This is a genomic window from Sphingobacterium sp. 40-24, from assembly GCF_001899705.1.
Lineage (GTDB): Bacteria > Bacteroidota > Bacteroidia > Sphingobacteriales > Sphingobacteriaceae > Sphingobacterium > Sphingobacterium multivorum.
The window spans coordinates 13,705-29,848 of the sequence record NZ_MKWH01000006.1; the positions used below are offsets into that span (position 1 = coordinate 13,705).

Here is a 16,144-nt window from a genome sequence, read left to right on the forward strand (position 1 = left end):
GTTTTTGTCATCCATTGACTTTGTACACATGGCTATTGGCAGTTTAATATTAAAAATTAAAAAATGAAACAAATTCTCGTTGCCTCTGATTTTTCAATCAATGCAAGTCATGCTTTGCGTTATGCCTTGTCTTTGGCTTCTCGTTTGCATATGGAAATTGCTGTTGTACACGCCATACACCCGACAGAAGGGATCAACAACAGTACTTATAACGCGATCTTTATAGAAGATTATTACGCTAGAAAACGAGCTGCTTTGCAAGAATGGACTGATCAGGTGGTTCAGGAAAATAAATACAATGGCCTTAAAGTGAGATCTGTTGTCGAAGTAGGTTATCTGCGTAATGTAGTCACAAAGTATGTTGAATATACCGATGTTTCTTTTTTGGTGATGGGAATCACTGGGGCGACGGGCATTAAAGAAATTGTCGGTAGTAATGCAAGTATGGCTGTTACAAAATTGCGTATTCCGACCTTGATTGTACCTCCTGAAAGTAATCTGTCCGCTATTCCGGTCATTACATTGGCAACGGATTACAAAACCACAAAATTGTCTGTGCGTGATGTCAAAGCGCTCAATCGTATTTTAAAACTTTCGGACCCCAAGAAGTTGGAAATTCTACATGTTTCAGAAAGGGATTTGGACGAAAAGCTGGTGCGTAATGGGGAGAAAAAAATGCGTCAGTTGCTTCCTAACGTAACTATCAACTTTAACTATGTGGATGAGGATGATACACGCCCATCGTATGCGATCATTGATTTTGTGGAAAACAATCAGACCGATATTCTATGTTTGGTCAAACGCAACCATAATATGATTTATCGTTTATTTGCAAGTAGTACGGTGAATGAAGTTCTGAACCGATCGGTTAAAGCGATTTTGGTGTTGCATGAATAGTCTATGTCGAAACTTTTTTACGCTATATATCAAGCCGTTTTGGATTTTCCAAGCGGCTTTTTTTCAATGACAAAATGATGGATTGATAATTCAGAAACCAATTTTGAGCCAGCAGGCAATCAGTATCACCTTAAATTAACCTAAAAATCTCCACAAGTCATCGTCCTGTGGAGATTTTTCACTATAGTCCCTTATAGTGCGCTGAAACTTTGCATATTTTTCCATGTACGTCTAATTCCATATATTCCGCGGAAAGCGAATCGTTGACGCTTTTATAGAAAAGTACCATGGAGTTTACGCCCGTAAGTATGTGGTAAAGCTCAAAATGAAGTTCTGGATATTTTTCCAGTGCGCTTTTAAAATAAGCTTTTAATTCTTCTTTGTTCTTTATATTTCCCGCCGTATTCACACCCATTTTCTGAATAATGGGGGAGCGAAAGTCAATGTCTTCACTATAGTGTCGCATAATTGTATCTAGATCGTGTTGGTTCCAGGCATCAACCCAATGTTGCGCAAGATCTGCAGGCTGATTAAAATTATCTAGTGTATTCATGTTGTATTAAAAATTAATCGATGTATCTGACGGAATTGTCAAACCAAACCGCTTAAAGCAATATACATAATTTAACTGTCTTATCTGCCGTAAGGATAGATAAACCGTTATTGACCCACAATTTGTTGGAATCGCTAAATTGAACAAACGGTTGCGTTTTGATCAGAGTTGTCAATGCTGATAATTCTCGTTATTATCGTAAGGTTATAGTCTGTTCGTAAGCAGATTGACTATAGTTTGTTCGTTTATAAAATAAGAAAATTGTGAAAAAATATCTATTTCTTGCGGGTATTCAGGTAATGTCAGTGCTAGGGTTATCAGCCCAAACGACAAGGTCAACTGTGCCATTACAGCTATTGGGTACCCGGAGTTGGATCCGTGTAGACACGAAGGATAATCAACCGAGCATGTCCGGAGCGAAAGTCTTTTGGGCAAAAACGAATAAGAAACCGCAAACAGCCAATGCGATATTAGCAGAAGGTGCCAAACGTTATTATATTCAGCAGGTGGAGCCTGAAACGACCTATTATATCTGGATAGAATCTGCTACAGGAAAATCCTTGGCGAATGAAAAAGTGTATACGAGCAAGAAGTGGCAGCTGGATGATACTGAACTCGATGAGGAGCAAAAGAATCCAAGCTCAAGAGCTGTTCCTATTGGTATGGAAGTCTATTGGCAGGATGAATTTAACGATCAGTTACTTAATCGGAATAAATGGACGACCAACTATTTCTCGTCCCTGAACTATCTGAATGAAAAATCCAAGGATGAAATGTTGCATGATCGTTTGCCACAACCGGCTTATACGTTAAATGGATCAGCGATCAATCTGTATGTCAATGATACCATTCCCAAGCGGATTTTTACGGAGGGTGGCAACCAAAAGATTTCATCCATCCAAACCTACGATTGGAAGTCCAATGAAAATCTATTGGACAACAGCAAAGGTGGGTACTTTGAAGTTAAGGTGAGACGCAACCGCCAGGGTAATCCAAAGGGAACAAATACAGCTTTTTGGTTTGATTCACCAGGACCAGATATTCGTTATTATCTTCAAGAAGGATCTGAAGTGGACGGAATTAAAGGCATTCGTCCCAAGGGACAGCTTTTTGAAATAGACGTTTTCGAGTATATTACAGCTCAATTTGTGATACATGGACATGTCGATCAAAAAGGGGTATTTCAACGTAATCTTGCTACACATATTGCGGAGGGGTATGAACATGTGGGACAATGGGTAACACATGGGGTATTATGGACACCTACCAGTATTAAACATTATATCAATGGAGACCTGATCAAGGAGTATACGAATAAAAATCAGATTTATTCACCCAACCACTTTTTGAATGTATTTCTTGGAGCCTATGGTTCTGAAGGCGGAGTCAATATGGAGGTCGATTATATTCGGGCTTATAATTGGCCTTTAAAGGATGGTAATGAACTGCCGAATCCGGATTTTGAGGGCAAGGCTGGCCTTGCACCTTGGGAAGGAGCAGCGGTCATCGAAGAAGGGCGTGGAGAAAAAGGCAGTAAAGCGGTCGTACTTGCGCCGGGTCAAAAAATAGAGCAATATGTTTATTTGGATCCTCAACAAGACTTCAAGCTTGGCTATTGGAGTAAAGGAGGTAAAGTTCAGGCGGAAGTGGATGATGTTGCTGTCGTAACAGGAAAGTTATCGACTTTAAAGACTTTAATAGCTGATTCAGGAAAGAGAGGTGGAGAACAGGCGGTTAATTTTGTCACTGGCAAGGAGATCAATCCGAATAAAAAAATAGTTCGGATCGGATTTACCAATGTAGGAACGGAAAACGCATTTTTGGATAATATCATATTGAAAAAAAGATAGTTATAATGCGGTTTTCTTAATAAATATTGGCTTCATGTATATCACGTTGGAGCCATTTTTATGTTTTTTTATGCGGTAAATGTTTCTTTTGATATGCTGAAGGTGACATATTTGTCTGTTTTTTGAAGAAATGAGAGAACGTAGCGGAGTCCTCAAAACCCAATTCAATCAGGGTGGTCTTGATTGGATTGGCCCCCAAACGCAGCAGGTGCATAGCTTCCTTTAACAAACGATTATGAATCAATTTGAGGGGGGTAGTCTCCATGTATTGCATTGTTTGCAACCAAAGAGTTGTTGCAGTTATATTCAATAAATTTGCGTAATAAGCGACATGGTGTTCTTGTTTATAATGAAGTTCTATTAATTCAAGAAAGCGATTCAGGATGGCTGGATAAGTGTATGGTGCTAAATTATCGATGTGTTTGGTTAAGGAGCGGTTAATCTCTAGTAAGCTAGTACCCAAACGTGATAAAATGAGTGATAATAGTGGCTGATAACGATAGAGTTCCTCACGGATCTTATCGAATTCATAGCGAAGCCTCTCAAATTCATATGCTGCGATCTGAAGTATCGGATAATCTTTAAGAAGTTTTATGTTGATTGAAAGCGTATGACATAATTTTTGAAAATTTTGCCAGGGAATTCTAAAATGATAAACAGCGGTTTCTTTGAAAAAATAGAAAGAACTTGACTGACCAGGGAACATTAAATGAATTTGATAACCCATTATATTATGTTGCCCCTGATCAATCTGACGGATACCTCCTCCCGAGTGTATTAAGATAAGGGTCAGCACCTCTTTGCTTTTGAGCATATGGCAGGTGTGTACTCTGATATTCCGCATTCGATATAAAAAACCGAGATGCTCTACCTGTTCGTCGCATGTTGTTATGTTTGCAGTATTAAACATAGTTATTTTGGTCTGAGAGGCGTTAAATGCACGATTTGTTTATTCAATTTTGCGATTCTTATCTAACGATTATAGGGATATTCCTGTACCCAATGGAACTTGCGCTGCTTTAATTCGAAAGTTTGCACGTCTTGTTTAATCAGTTTAATTTGCGCTGTATGGTCATCGAAGGCTTTTGTCAGAAGAATATTTCCATCTTGGTTGATTTGATAATCAAATTGATAATTGTTTAAGGTGATTTTCTTCCCCGCAGCATCAATTACAACGCTCTCTTTGCGGGCTATAGTCTGTGTTGCGTATTAAGACCTTATTGTTATCAATTTCGAAAACAATAAGTCGCCAATTTTCGGGGATTGTTTTGCGTGGTGTTCCCGCTTGATCAATACGGTAGATTCCATATAGTGGTGACTTCGTTAGGTACTCAGCGATCATTTTTTTTGTACTTAATATGCCCATGCCCTGTTGCACTATAAAGAGAAGTAACACGGCCAATTTGATGATAAACAAACTTTTTCTTTTCCAGCTTTTATTGAATAGGGGTTGTTGAATAGGAAGTAACTGTACAGGTTTTCCTGAAATAAAAATTTCGCACAATGCTTTTAAGTAGGGAAGCAGTAGAAATATGGAAAATAGCAGGAGTGCTGTGGAGACCATTTTGACAGGAACATCATAAAAATAATTAACAGCCATAATATTGATACTTGTCGCAACCGTAATAAGTGCACCCAAAACCATCATTTTTCTGAAAAGCAATAGGCCAGATAATATTTCAATTGAACCGATGAGTATATTGTAGCCTTGAGAATAACCGATATAAGTCCATGCGAGGCCCATGGGGGAATATTCGCCCAATGGCTGCAGGAGTTGTGTTAACCTCGGCGGCTGCATTTGCATATAGAAGACTTTGATGAGACCATAGTTGATGAGCATAAAAGCAACATAATAACGTATTGCTGTGGTTAACCAGTAAAAAAGGATCCTATAGTTCGCTCTTTTTCGATCTAATATGGACCATAAAGCTGCCCCGACTAATGCTAGTAGGAATAAGATCAATAAGGATATCCAGGCATAGGAGGTATCCCCACTTCCGTTGATGAAGATGCTGTGGTCGTAAGAATAGCCCAATATATTTTCTGCAAACCAGGGAGTCAACTTTTGCATAAAATGGTTGAGGGGAGAGCTGATATAGCCATATAATGGATAAGTGCCGTTGTTGAAAACAAGAATAAACGACAAAATGAAAATAAAAGAAAATCGAAAACCTAATTTTCTAAAGGCAGGCCAACGTTCTGGACCGTTTTCGTTAAGAATAAGCATGATTAAAGTTTATAGTATTTAAGTTAATATTTTTTGGTAAAATAGACCGTATGTTTGTTGAAATAAATAATCGATTAAATAGTAAATAATCATTACGCTATATTTGGACAGAAGTTTTTATCTTGCTCCTAAAAAATAAGGATCATGGACAAGATCAGAGAATATTTCGAATCGCTCGTTGTCATGAATGATACGGACTGGGAAGTATTTTCCGCTAAGCTTGTTAAGATGGAGTTTCCAAAAAAATCACTGATTTTGGAAATCGGAAAAACTGAACAGTATTTATCTTTTATTGAAAAAGGAATTGTACGTTTCAATATCCCAAAACTGGACTATGATTTTACTTTTGGATTCGCTTTTGAAAACTCTTTTGTAAGTGGGTACGATTCCTTCTTGACACAGCAGCCTTCATCGTATCATCTCGAGGCAATAACGGATTGTATTTTATGGCGGATATCGTTTGAGGATCTCCATGCGGTATATCAAACAACAACGGTTGGGAATCTAATTGGTCGGAAAGCGGTTGAGGACATTTTTCTAAAAAAAATGAAACGGGAACTGACGCTACTCGAAGATTCGGCAAAAACCAGGTATATCAATTTGTTGCGTGAGCAGCCCGAGCTGATTCGCAATATTCCCTTAAAATATCTGGCTTCTTATATTGGTATTAGACCGCAATCATTGAGCCGAATCAGAAAAGGCATTTATTAACAAATGTTCATTGATAACAAAAAGAAGGGTACCTATTTTTGTTATAAAAAAGATGAAACCATTTTTTGTATTGATCGTTGTCTTTGTTGTCTCCAATTTAAGTACCCTGTTGTTGAAAGGCACGGTGGATTATTTTTTTTCTGGCAAAATAGCACTAGCCGTTATGTTGCTGTTTACATCATTGGGGCATTTATTATATACAGAGGGAATGACCTTGATGCTGCCCGAATTTATTCCATTTAAAAAGGAAATGATCTATGCAACCGGACTGTTGGAAGCCCTTGCTGCTATTGGGCTATTTGTTCCACAGGTAAGCCGTATGACTGGGATACTTTTGCTGGTTTTTTTTCTGTTGATATTGCCCACAAATATCCGGGCAAACTTGAAGCATATAAATTATGAGACGGCTACTTTCGATGGACCTGGTCCAAACTATTTGTGGTTTCGTATTCCGTTTCAAATCTTGCTTATCGCTTGGACTTATTATTTTGCGATTCGTTAAATCAAGTTTCTTAACTAAAATATAGCATTAAATTAATATGGGATTGTTTAGTGTTATTTAACAATTTTTTATTTTTGCTAAACTTTTAGGTTTAATCAAATGAAAGAAGCAATTAAGATGATCGTATTTGACATGGCAGGTACGACAGTGAACGAAAATAATATTGTGTATAAGACGCTTAGAAATGCAATAAATACGGTAGGAGGCTATGAACTTACATTAACGGAAGTATTGGCGCATGGCGCAGGTAAGGAAAAGTTACAAGCGATCAAAACAGTACTTAAAAATAGCCTGAATCTTGTTGATGATGAATTGGCACAACGCATGTTTACGTTGTTTTTAGGGGAGCTGGAGCATGCTTATGAAGTAGAAGAAATTTATCCAAATACGAATGCTGAGGAGCTTTTTGCCATATTGAAAGACCGTGATATCTTACGTGTGTTGAATACGGGATATGACCGAAAAACTGCGGAGTCGCTTTTAGAAAAGCTTAACTGGAAAGTAGGAAAGGATGTAGATGCATTAATTACAGCGTCTGATGTGCCTCGAAACAGACCCTATCCAGATATGATTGAATTAGCGATGCAAAAATTTGAAATTGCTGATCCAGGTGTTGTCGTAAAGATTGGAGATTCTATTATCGATATACAGGAGGGGCAGCAAGCAGGTTGTGGTTTAAGTATCGGTATCACAACCGGTGCACATAATGTGGCTCAACTCAAATCCGCAAATCCCGATTATGTGATTGATGATCTACTGGAAATTGTTCCAATACTTGAAAAGAAGAATATCTCCAATACAGTTGTCTAGTTCTTTGACACTGTTGAATAAAAAAGCGGGTATTTCTTGTAGGAAATACCCGCTTTTGATTGCGATATGATCCACATGCTATTGCATTTGTATGCCTTCCATTGAATTCTGGTTTTTGTTTTTCTTAAACATGTTCATATCCATTTTTCCGAAACGGTAGGAAAGATTCAATTTGATCAACTGCGGATTGGAAAGTCGATAATAGGTTTGAGAGAATCCTTCACCCGATGAAACAATGGTATTGCCACGTGTTCTGAAGATATCATTGATGGCCAATGTTGCGGAGGCAGCCTGATTTTTCAAGAAGCTTTTCTTGATGGCAAAGTCGATACCATAGAATGGTTTGATATAGCCTTGGGAAGAGCTTTGTGCCTGGTTCATTGGTGGGCCGAATGTCTGGCCCTGTGTAACTGGCATATTTGTTTTACCTTGATATTCAAAAGCAAGCTGTAGGTTCCAGTTTTTCTGTAAGTTGAATGTATTGTTCAATTTTCCAAATACTGTCCACATACCTTCCGATGGTGTTTTCTCATCAACTTCAATTTTAGAATTGTAGAAGTTGAGGTCTGCTGTCAGATCCCACCATTTTTTGAGATTATTGGTATACGTGAATTCGGCCCCATAATTTTTGCTGGAATTGGCATTGATATAGGTATTAATGAAGTCCATTTTGTTCGTCACCGGATTGAGTTCCTGTGTCAGGTAACGTGTAATTAGGTTGTTTGTAGATTTATAGTATACCGTTGCCAAAAATGTACCTTTTCCATGTGTACGACTGTAAGAAAGTTCGCCCGAAGTGGTGAATTCTGGTACAAGATCGGGGTTACCACGTGTAATATTTAAGCTGTCTGTGTAGTCAACAAAAGGGATAAGCTGAAAGAAGTTCGGACGGTTGACACGACGGGTTACGCTCATCTGTATTTGGTCTTTTTCGGTTAGCTTTTTGCTCAGGAACAAAGAAGGAAATAAGCTAAGGGGGTACTTGTTGTGAAACTTTTCATTTGTATTCAAAAGTTCGCCGTCGTACGTTGAGCTTTCTGCGCGCAACCCAACTTTATAGGATACCCAGTCTTTGAGATTTCCTCCAAGTGAGGCATAAGCTGCATAGACGCTGTTTTTGTTATTATAGTTCGCTGAAGCTGCGGTGATATTTTCAAAATCCTCCTTATCCACTGCTTTTAAGGAATTCGTGTTGAGGTTTTTGAGTTTATTGATCTGGGCACGCACACCGGTCTCGAGTTTCATGCCATTTTTGAACGGTTTGACATAATCTGCCTGCACAGTCATAAATTTATTGTTGCCGGAGCCGTTGTTTTTTTGGATCTGCGTTCCGCTGACCTCATCGCTGGCATTGCGATAATTGGTCGTATATAGACCATTTGAGGTGTTATTACCGCCAAAGTAATTGAAATCGACAGACAATTCTTCGCCTTCAGTTTTGAATTTTTGGACGAGACCAGCTTGCAGGCCACGTGGTTTAAAGCTTCTTTCAGATTCGGAAATGCGATCGCTCATTGAAGTACTGCCCCCTGAAGTGGTGGAAATTGCTGAATTTTCATTAGGCTTAAATTTACCCTGAACCAACACTCCGGCGACAGATAGCGTTGTTTTGGGACTTAAGTCGTAATCTACGCCAAGCCGGCCAAAGGTAATCATACCTTTTGTTTTGCCCTCGATATCTTGATCTACTGTCGATTCTATGCCATTAATTGTACTGGTACGGTGGCTGTCGCCCTCGGTGTTGGTCCGCATGCGCATATTCATTCCCGTCAGTGAGATGTTGAATTTATTCTGACGCAGATTTAAACTACCCATAAAGTTGGTCCCGCCAAAGCGGTCGCCACCTAAGGTGACCATACCATTGTATCCGGCTTTCTTATTTTTTTTCAGAATAATATTGAGGATACCGGCCATACTTCCAGAAGCGTCGTATTTGGCAGATGGATTTGTGATGATCTCGATTTTATCAATGACATCAGCCGGAATTTGATCCGGTGTAAGCGTGGTCGGTTTTCCGTCAACAAAAATCGTTGGCGCTGCATTTCTCAATTTTACATTACCGTCGATATCTACTTGTACAGAAGGCATATTGCGGAGTACATCGATTGCTGTACCACCGGCCGCGACGATATTTTTCTCTACGTTGAAGACTTTTTTGTCGATATCCATTTCGAGTAATGCCTTGCGGCCAGTCACGGTGACTTCATCGAGCTTACGGTTGTCATTTTCCAGTTTGATCGCGCCGAGATCTTTGGTTGTTGTTTTGCTATCGCTATAGTCTACAGCTAGATCGATCGGTGCATAGCCTACAGAGCTAATTTTTAGCTTCCATTTTTCTTTTGGTGAAATGGCTGCGAAATTGAATTTTCCATTTTCTGAAGAGCTGGTACTTTTTACGAGAATTTCCCTTTCTTTACCTGTAGCTTGATCCTTGATGACCTTCAATAAATTCACGGAAGCTTGTGCGATCGGTTTCCCGTTGTCGTCCACAATTTGGCCGGAGAGCTGGCCTTCGGACATGGCGAAAGCAGGACGACCGCCAGCAGGGGCTTGAGCGTGTACAGAAGCAACCGCAGTTGCCATTAATGCTATTGCTATAAATCTTTTCATTTTTTCTTTGCTATGCTATCGGCTACGCGGATTAAGCTGTTCGATAGTACGCAAATTTGAAAAGGATTTTTTAGCTATGCAATCATCTGTAGACCGAAGCGGCGAATGTGTAGACGAACGGATAGTTGTATCGATTCAATTTGTACCTGTAGCATTAGATAAACTGTTCGATATTTTTAATATATTTTTTACCGATAGGAAGGGCAGTTTCGGGTAAGGTGAGTTTGCTTTGACCGATCTGTTCAATACGATTTTTGTTGACAATAAAAGAATTATGTATGCGTAGAAAATCGACTGTAGGTAATATTTTTTCCATCCCTCGGAGGTTGCTGCGCGTAAGAAGTGGCGATTCACGGTCGACCAGGTATATTTTCACATAGTCTTTCAAGCCTTCGATGTAGCTGATTTCATGGAGGAAAATTTTCGTCTTTTTGTATTCTACATTGACGATAATATGATCCTGTTCGGGTAGCTGTTTTGCACGGAGCAGCATACTTTCTTCCACTTTTCGGACTGCGGCTGCGAGTCGTTCTTTTGAAATGGGTTTAAGCAGATAATCTACGGCATTTAGCTCGAAACCTTCAACAGCATATTGGTGATAGGCCGTGGTGAAGATAACTAAGGGGCGTGGGGTGAGTTCGCGAATAAACTGCGTACCCAATTGATCGGGCATTTCAATATCCAGAAAAATCAGATCGATAGCGTGATCTTTTAAATAGTCTTCAGCTTCGGCCGTCGCATTAAATTTACGGGCGACTTCGATTTGCTCAAAATTCAATAAGTCGTCTTCTAAAATGTTGAGCGCAAAGGGTTCATCATCGATTAATATACATTTAATCTTCATCGGTCATCAGTTTTAAAGTCACTTCGAAATCTCCAGCATCGGTTTTTCCGATCCTGAGGTCATGTCGGTTGGGATACAATAATTGTAATCGTCTGCGTACATTGGTCAGTCCTATCCCTTCGTTTGGACGCGGTTCCGTATGTTGTAAAATGCTATTTCGGGATATAAAGATAATGCCACCTGGAGTCTCCTGAAATTGAAACTGTATCTGTGGTTCAGTTTTGCTATCCACACCATACTTGAATGCATTTTCCACAAAATGGATGAAGAGTAATGGGGGGATCATTCTATTTTTGACTCTGTCTTCGATATCTAGTGCCACATTTCCTTGAATAGGAAGACGAAGGGTCTGTAAGGCGATAAAATTGCGCATATGGTCGATCTCTTTAAAAAGTTCGACTTTGGGGCCGTCTACTTCGTAAAGTATGTAGCGTAGCATTTCGGACAACTTAACAATAGTGTCTTCGGAATCTGATGATTGTTTACGAATGAGCCAACGGATATTATTGAGCGTATTGAATAGGAAATGTGGGCTGATCTGAAGTTTTAACATCGTTAGTTCTGCCGTTGTTTTTTCAAGCGCAATCTGTTTGTTGAGCTCCTTTTGTCGGGCTTGCTCATCGTAGAGAAAGATCATCGAAGAGGTGATCATACAGAGTGAGTAAATAATGCCCGGGCCGATAACTAATCGTACGAAAAGAATATTTTCCTTGGTCAGATGAGCGAGCTCCCCATCTGGATTAAAATAGACTATACAGTAGTTCAGTGCTACATAGGTGGCGAATCCAAGTGCCATTAATAGTACAAAGATCTTTCTGCGACCAAAAAAATAGGTAGGTGCAACAACGTAGCAGTGCAAGTAAAAATGAGTAGCCAGGAACACAATATTTACTAAATGCGATAATGCCGAATAAGGCTTGAAATCCGCGATTTTATCCGGCTGGTAGAGGTACGTAATAAAGGGCAAAAGCAGTAATATGGTCCAGATGACAATATGTAAATAGAATTTTCTGAAGAATCTGCCGATCATGTTATATCTAATTAATCCCCTTACTTTTGGATAAGACCAAACTTAGATAAATTGCTTTTTATATGCAATATAAATACGTTTATAGGTAAAAACAATTATTCATCAAAGCTGTTCTCCGAAGGTTATCATGATCTGTTGTCAATCGATATGGTGTTATAAACATGAGCAGCTATTAAATGAAATGATGTTAAAAAGAGGTTCAGGAAAGAACACGAAAACGGGAAATAGGCTGGACTGTTGGAAATAGTTTTGTATTTTGCAGGTATAAACTTTGTAACGTGACGTTCAATCCAAACCGATATCAGCATATGCCCTACAGACGCTGTGGGAAGAGTGGCATTCTCTTGCCAGCCATTTCATTGGGGCTTTGGCAAAATTTTGGTGAAACCGATATTCAAGCGGTGTTCCGCAAAACCTTGGTGACCGCTTTTGATCACGGGATTACCCATTTTGACCTTGCCAATAATTATGGTCCGCCTCCGGGAAGTGTAGAAGAGAACTTTGGACATATATTGCGTAGCGATTTTGTGGGCTATCGTGATGAACTTTTAATTTCCACTAAAGCGGGATATACCATGTGGCCGGGTCCGTATGGTGACTGGGGAAGTCGTAAATATTTGATGGCCAGCTTACACCAGAGCTTAAAACGGATGAAGCTCGATTATGTGGATATATTTTACCATCATCGACCGGATCCGAATACACCGTTGGAAGAGACGATGGTCGCATTGCGAGATATTGTTCATCAAGGAAAGGCCTGCTATGTGGGTTTGTCCAATTATCCTCCTGATCTTGCTCAGAAAGCTGCTGCGTTATTGCGTGCAATGGGGACACCATGCCTTATTCATCAGCCTAAATATTCGATGTTGGTGCGGACACCTGAGGAGGGGCTTTTGGATGTGCTGCAGGCAGAAGGAATCGGAGCGATCGCTTTCTCTCCTTTGGCACAGGGACTGTTGACCAATAAATACTTAGGTGGCATTCCGGCAGATTCGCGCGCTTCGAAAGAGCATTTTTTGAAAAGTGACATGATCACTGCTGAATTGATGGAGAAGATAGACCGGTTGAATAATCTGGCGATACAAAGAGGCCAAACATTGGCTCAAATGGCAATTGCATGGTTGTTGAAAGATGAACGTGTAAGCTCCGTTTTGGTAGGGGCGAGAAATAGTGAGCAACTGGTTGATTCACTCAAGGCCCTGGACAGGCTAGACTTTACGGCGGATGAATTGGCACTTATTGATGCTATTCTGAAGTATAATTAATCACCTAATTGATCGTGTCATGTTTGCTTTTGAAGCACAATTGGAAATTATCGGTATCAATCCTTTTGTTTTTGTTCCTGCTGATATTCTGGAAAACCTATTTAAGGATGCGGGAATGAACAAAGGTTATATTCCTGTGAAGGGAAAAGTTAATGAAAAAGATTATGTTCAGACCTTGCTGCGATTTCAGGGGGAATGGAGACTGTACATTAACACGGTTATATTGGCGAACTCGCCGAAACGAATCGGCGAGACCTTAACCATAACAATCGCTTTTGATCCGGAAGACCGGACTATTTTGCCTCATCCAGAACTCGAAGCAGCATTTGCGCTAAATAAGGATGCACTAAAGGTATTTGATGGATTGTCTCCATCAAAGCAAAAGGAAATTATCCGTTATATTTCTAACTTAAAAACTGCGGATAGTCGAAGAAAAAACATCGAAAGGGCGATCGGTTTTCTATTGGGTAAAAATCGATTTGTGGGGCGTGAAAAGCCCTAAGAACTCAGACCAGTACTTCCATGTATGTCCTGTAATTACGGCCAGATATAGGGAGGATTGGTTAGAATTTTAGTGATAATTTGAATATACTTATGGACAATCCTAAAATAGTATGGGGTATCATCGGCTGTGGTGATGTCACAGAAAAAAAAAGTGGACCTGCGTTTAATCGGATAAATAATAGTCAGCTAATGGCTGTCATGCGAAGGGATGCGGCGAAAGCTGCTGATTATGCTAAGCGACATCAGGTACCCCTATGGTATTCAGACGCTGACGATTTACTTGATAATATCGATCTCAATGCGATTTATGTCGCAACGCCACCGTCCTCTCATCTCGCGTATGCACTATCAGCCCTTCGTAAAGGGAAATCTGTTTACGTTGAAAAGCCCGTTACGTTAAATGCGATAGAGGCTGAATCATTATTGGCGGAAGTAAAAAACAGGAACGGGAAATTGGTTGTTGCGCATTACCGTAGACAATTGCCTTTGTTTCTAAAGGTTAAAGAGCTTGTTGAAAACGGTGAAATTGGCCAGCTAAGGACGGTGCAACTCCGTTTATGGCAAAGCAGAACGCCCGACCTGGTAACTAAAAGTGGCGGAGATTGGCGTACTGATCCTGCTGTTTCGGGCGGCGGCTACTTTTTTGATTTAGCCCCTCATCAATTGGATTTGATGCTCTATTTTTTTGGAATGCCGATTTCATACGATGGTTTTAGCTTAATTCAGGATAAGGACAGTGCTGTTGCCGATCAGACCACAGGGACCATTTTATTTAATAACCAGCTTGTTTTTAATGGAAGTTGGTGTTTTAATGTTGCCAAAGAAAATCAGGTAGACAGTTGTGAAATTGTTGGAAGCCTTGGTCATATTACTTTTTCCATTTTTGGAAATTCAATTGTTATCAAAACAGGGGATGGAGAGCAGGAATTCAGATTTGACCATCCCGAAAATATTCAATTGCCGATGATTTCGCGTGCGGTAGACTATTTTAGCGGCATCGGGCCAAATCCATCTCCGATTGAGGAAGCCTTGGTCCTGATGCAGATCATCGATAACTTTTCGACAATAAGGCAATAATATTTTGCTTTGCTGATAAGCTGTAGTCTTTAAGGATGAAGCATGTATAATGGAAAGCCTATTTGGAAGATAGTTATGATTTTGGTCTTCCAAATAGGCTTAATTTTTCTGACAGTGTCTGATCTTATTGGCCACAAAGAACCTTCAGTTTGCTTTCATTGCTGTTAGTGTCTGCGAAGTTATGAAGGTTTTATTAAGTATTCTTCTTTTGAATGGACCCATTGGAGCAATGAGTTCTAAGTTGGTGCCATAAAGAGGTGTACCGAACTGATCTTAAAAGCAATTAATAGATCGCTACTGGATTGACATTGACCTGTGTGGATCCTACATATAAGGGCTGTCCAAGGACAAATAGAAATTCCCAGACTTTTTCTTTTACCAAGGGGCGTGTATCGATTAATTCAAGATTGTATATGCCACGTTTGGCCAATAAAAACTGATTGATTGGAAATTCCTCGTTGGTATTGGGGTTTGGATATACTTCAGATGCCCACGTGTCACCACCAAAAGCAACGATACCTTGATCTGCTAGCCATTTTGCTGCATCCATGCCGATACCGGGTTCAGTTTCCAGGAACTGTTGGTTGTTGTTGCCGATCAATTCCAACCAGCCCGTGTTGAATAAGACGATGTCACCTTTTTTGATCGTGATCCCTCGTTTTTTTAACACCGATTGAATGGCTTCAACGGTAAATTCTGTACCACCGGGAACGATATCTTTTCCATAATAGGCTGTCATATCCAAGACAATAGCACGGGTTACCAGTGGTGGGACTTTTTCTATTCCAAGTTTTTTAACGCCTTCTACCGTAACGAAATCCTGCGCTTTGTTGCCATTGTAGTAGATATTGTTGATTCCGATATGTCCAATACCGTTCAATTGGGTGCCGACACCGGTCCAGGCATTTACCAATTCGTCGTTGAAAGTGAATTTATTGGGACCAAGTGTTGCACCAGCCTGTTCTCCGGGTTGTATATTATACAAGTTAAAACTACGGTGGCGGAAAGCTGGGAGCTGTTTGTTTACAGGGACAGCAAGAGGGACAGTTTTTCCCTTTTTGACAAGTTTTAATGACTGTAGCACCAATTTTGGTGATATTAAATTGGCAGCTCCGATCTCGTCGTTCTTACCATAAGCAGCATGATGCCATGTACTATCTGTTGGGTCTACCAACAGTGTTTTATTTTGCGCATTGCTTTGCAATGCTGTGAGTGACAGTACCCCCATGAGGAGTACTGTCAACTGATTGAATTTTTTCATCAT

The 16,144-nt window shown here is 40.0% G+C and carries 15 protein-coding genes; 8 read left to right on the forward strand and 7 right to left on the reverse strand.

Annotated elements, in window-relative coordinates:
• Positions 1-63 precede the first annotated feature (63 nt).
• On the forward strand, positions 64-897 hold the full coding sequence (locus tag BGP15_RS01395) for a universal stress protein (RefSeq protein ID WP_286768513.1): 834 nt from the start codon (positions 64-66) through the stop codon (positions 895-897).
• 181 nt (positions 898-1,078) lie between these two features.
• Here BGP15_RS01395 and BGP15_RS01400 read toward each other — a convergent pair whose 3' ends face one another.
• Positions 1,079-1,450, reverse strand: a complete 372-nt coding sequence (locus BGP15_RS01400) for a nuclear transport factor 2 family protein (RefSeq protein ID WP_070568001.1) — start codon at positions 1,448-1,450, stop codon at positions 1,079-1,081.
• A gap of 263 nt (positions 1,451-1,713) precedes the next feature.
• Between BGP15_RS01400 and BGP15_RS01405 the strand changes: the two genes are divergently transcribed.
• Entirely contained in the window at positions 1,714-3,300 is a 1,587-nt protein-coding gene (locus tag BGP15_RS01405) for a glycoside hydrolase family 16 protein (protein WP_286768514.1), read from the forward strand.
• 58 nt (positions 3,301-3,358) lie between these two features.
• Here the strand turns inward: BGP15_RS01405 and BGP15_RS01410 are convergent, their stop codons facing one another.
• Both BGP15_RS01410 and BGP15_RS01415 read right to left on the reverse strand, forming a co-directional pair.
• Positions 3,359-4,210 (reverse strand): helix-turn-helix domain-containing protein, encoded by an 852-nt coding sequence (locus tag BGP15_RS01410; RefSeq protein ID WP_286768515.1) that lies wholly within the window; start codon positions 4,208-4,210, stop codon positions 3,359-3,361.
• Between the two features lie 255 nt (positions 4,211-4,465).
• Complete coding sequence (locus BGP15_RS01415) at positions 4,466-5,527, reverse strand: hypothetical protein (RefSeq protein ID WP_286768516.1); 1,062 nt, start codon at positions 5,525-5,527, stop codon at positions 4,466-4,468.
• Between the two features lie 144 nt (positions 5,528-5,671).
• Between BGP15_RS01415 and BGP15_RS01420 the strand changes: the two genes are divergently transcribed.
• The 3 genes from BGP15_RS01420 to BGP15_RS01430 all read left to right on the forward strand — a co-directional run bounded on the left by BGP15_RS01420 (position 5,672) and on the right by BGP15_RS01430 (position 7,550).
• Entirely contained in the window at positions 5,672-6,238 is a 567-nt protein-coding gene (locus BGP15_RS01420; protein ID WP_070567992.1) for a Crp/Fnr family transcriptional regulator, read from the forward strand.
• 52 nt (positions 6,239-6,290) lie between these two features.
• The gene (locus BGP15_RS01425) at positions 6,291-6,740 is read left to right on the forward strand and encodes a DoxX family protein (protein WP_159333111.1); all 450 of its coding nucleotides are present in this window, start codon (positions 6,291-6,293) and stop codon (positions 6,738-6,740) included.
• A 99-nt stretch (positions 6,741-6,839) separates the two neighbouring features.
• Positions 6,840-7,550, forward strand: a complete 711-nt coding sequence (locus BGP15_RS01430; RefSeq protein ID WP_159333110.1) for an HAD family hydrolase — start codon at positions 6,840-6,842, stop codon at positions 7,548-7,550.
• A 78-nt stretch (positions 7,551-7,628) separates the two neighbouring features.
• Here BGP15_RS01430 and BGP15_RS01435 read toward each other — a convergent pair whose 3' ends face one another.
• The 3 genes from BGP15_RS01435 to BGP15_RS01445 all read right to left on the reverse strand — a co-directional run bounded on the left by BGP15_RS01435 (position 7,629) and on the right by BGP15_RS01445 (position 12,034).
• Positions 7,629-10,160, reverse strand: coding sequence for a TonB-dependent receptor (locus tag BGP15_RS01435; protein ID WP_286768517.1), 2,532 nt, complete (start codon positions 10,158-10,160; stop codon positions 7,629-7,631).
• 154 nt (positions 10,161-10,314) lie between these two features.
• Entirely contained in the window at positions 10,315-11,004 is a 690-nt protein-coding gene (locus BGP15_RS01440; RefSeq protein WP_286753693.1) for a LytR/AlgR family response regulator transcription factor, read from the reverse strand.
• Complete coding sequence (locus BGP15_RS01445; RefSeq protein WP_286768518.1) at positions 10,994-12,034, reverse strand: sensor histidine kinase; 1,041 nt, start codon at positions 12,032-12,034, stop codon at positions 10,994-10,996. The genes BGP15_RS01440 and BGP15_RS01445 overlap by 11 nt, the downstream gene beginning before the upstream one ends.
• Before the next feature lie 308 nt (positions 12,035-12,342).
• Between BGP15_RS01445 and BGP15_RS01450 the strand changes: the two genes are divergently transcribed.
• The 3 genes from BGP15_RS01450 (at position 12,343) to BGP15_RS01460 (ending at position 14,880) form a co-directional block, all read left to right on the forward strand.
• Positions 12,343-13,299 (forward strand): aldo/keto reductase, encoded by a 957-nt coding sequence (locus BGP15_RS01450; RefSeq protein WP_286768598.1) that lies wholly within the window; start codon positions 12,343-12,345, stop codon positions 13,297-13,299.
• Positions 13,300-13,318: 19 nt separating this feature from the next.
• Complete coding sequence (locus BGP15_RS01455; protein ID WP_046675604.1) at positions 13,319-13,801, forward strand: YdeI/OmpD-associated family protein; 483 nt, start codon at positions 13,319-13,321, stop codon at positions 13,799-13,801.
• A gap of 92 nt (positions 13,802-13,893) precedes the next feature.
• On the forward strand, positions 13,894-14,880 hold the full coding sequence (locus BGP15_RS01460) for a Gfo/Idh/MocA family protein (RefSeq protein WP_286768519.1): 987 nt from the start codon (positions 13,894-13,896) through the stop codon (positions 14,878-14,880).
• Positions 14,881-15,163: 283 nt separating this feature from the next.
• On the opposite strand, the gene BGP15_RS01465 is transcribed toward BGP15_RS01460, so the two are convergent.
• Positions 15,164-16,144 (reverse strand): cyclase family protein, encoded by a 981-nt coding sequence (locus tag BGP15_RS01465; RefSeq protein WP_286768520.1) that lies wholly within the window; start codon positions 16,142-16,144, stop codon positions 15,164-15,166.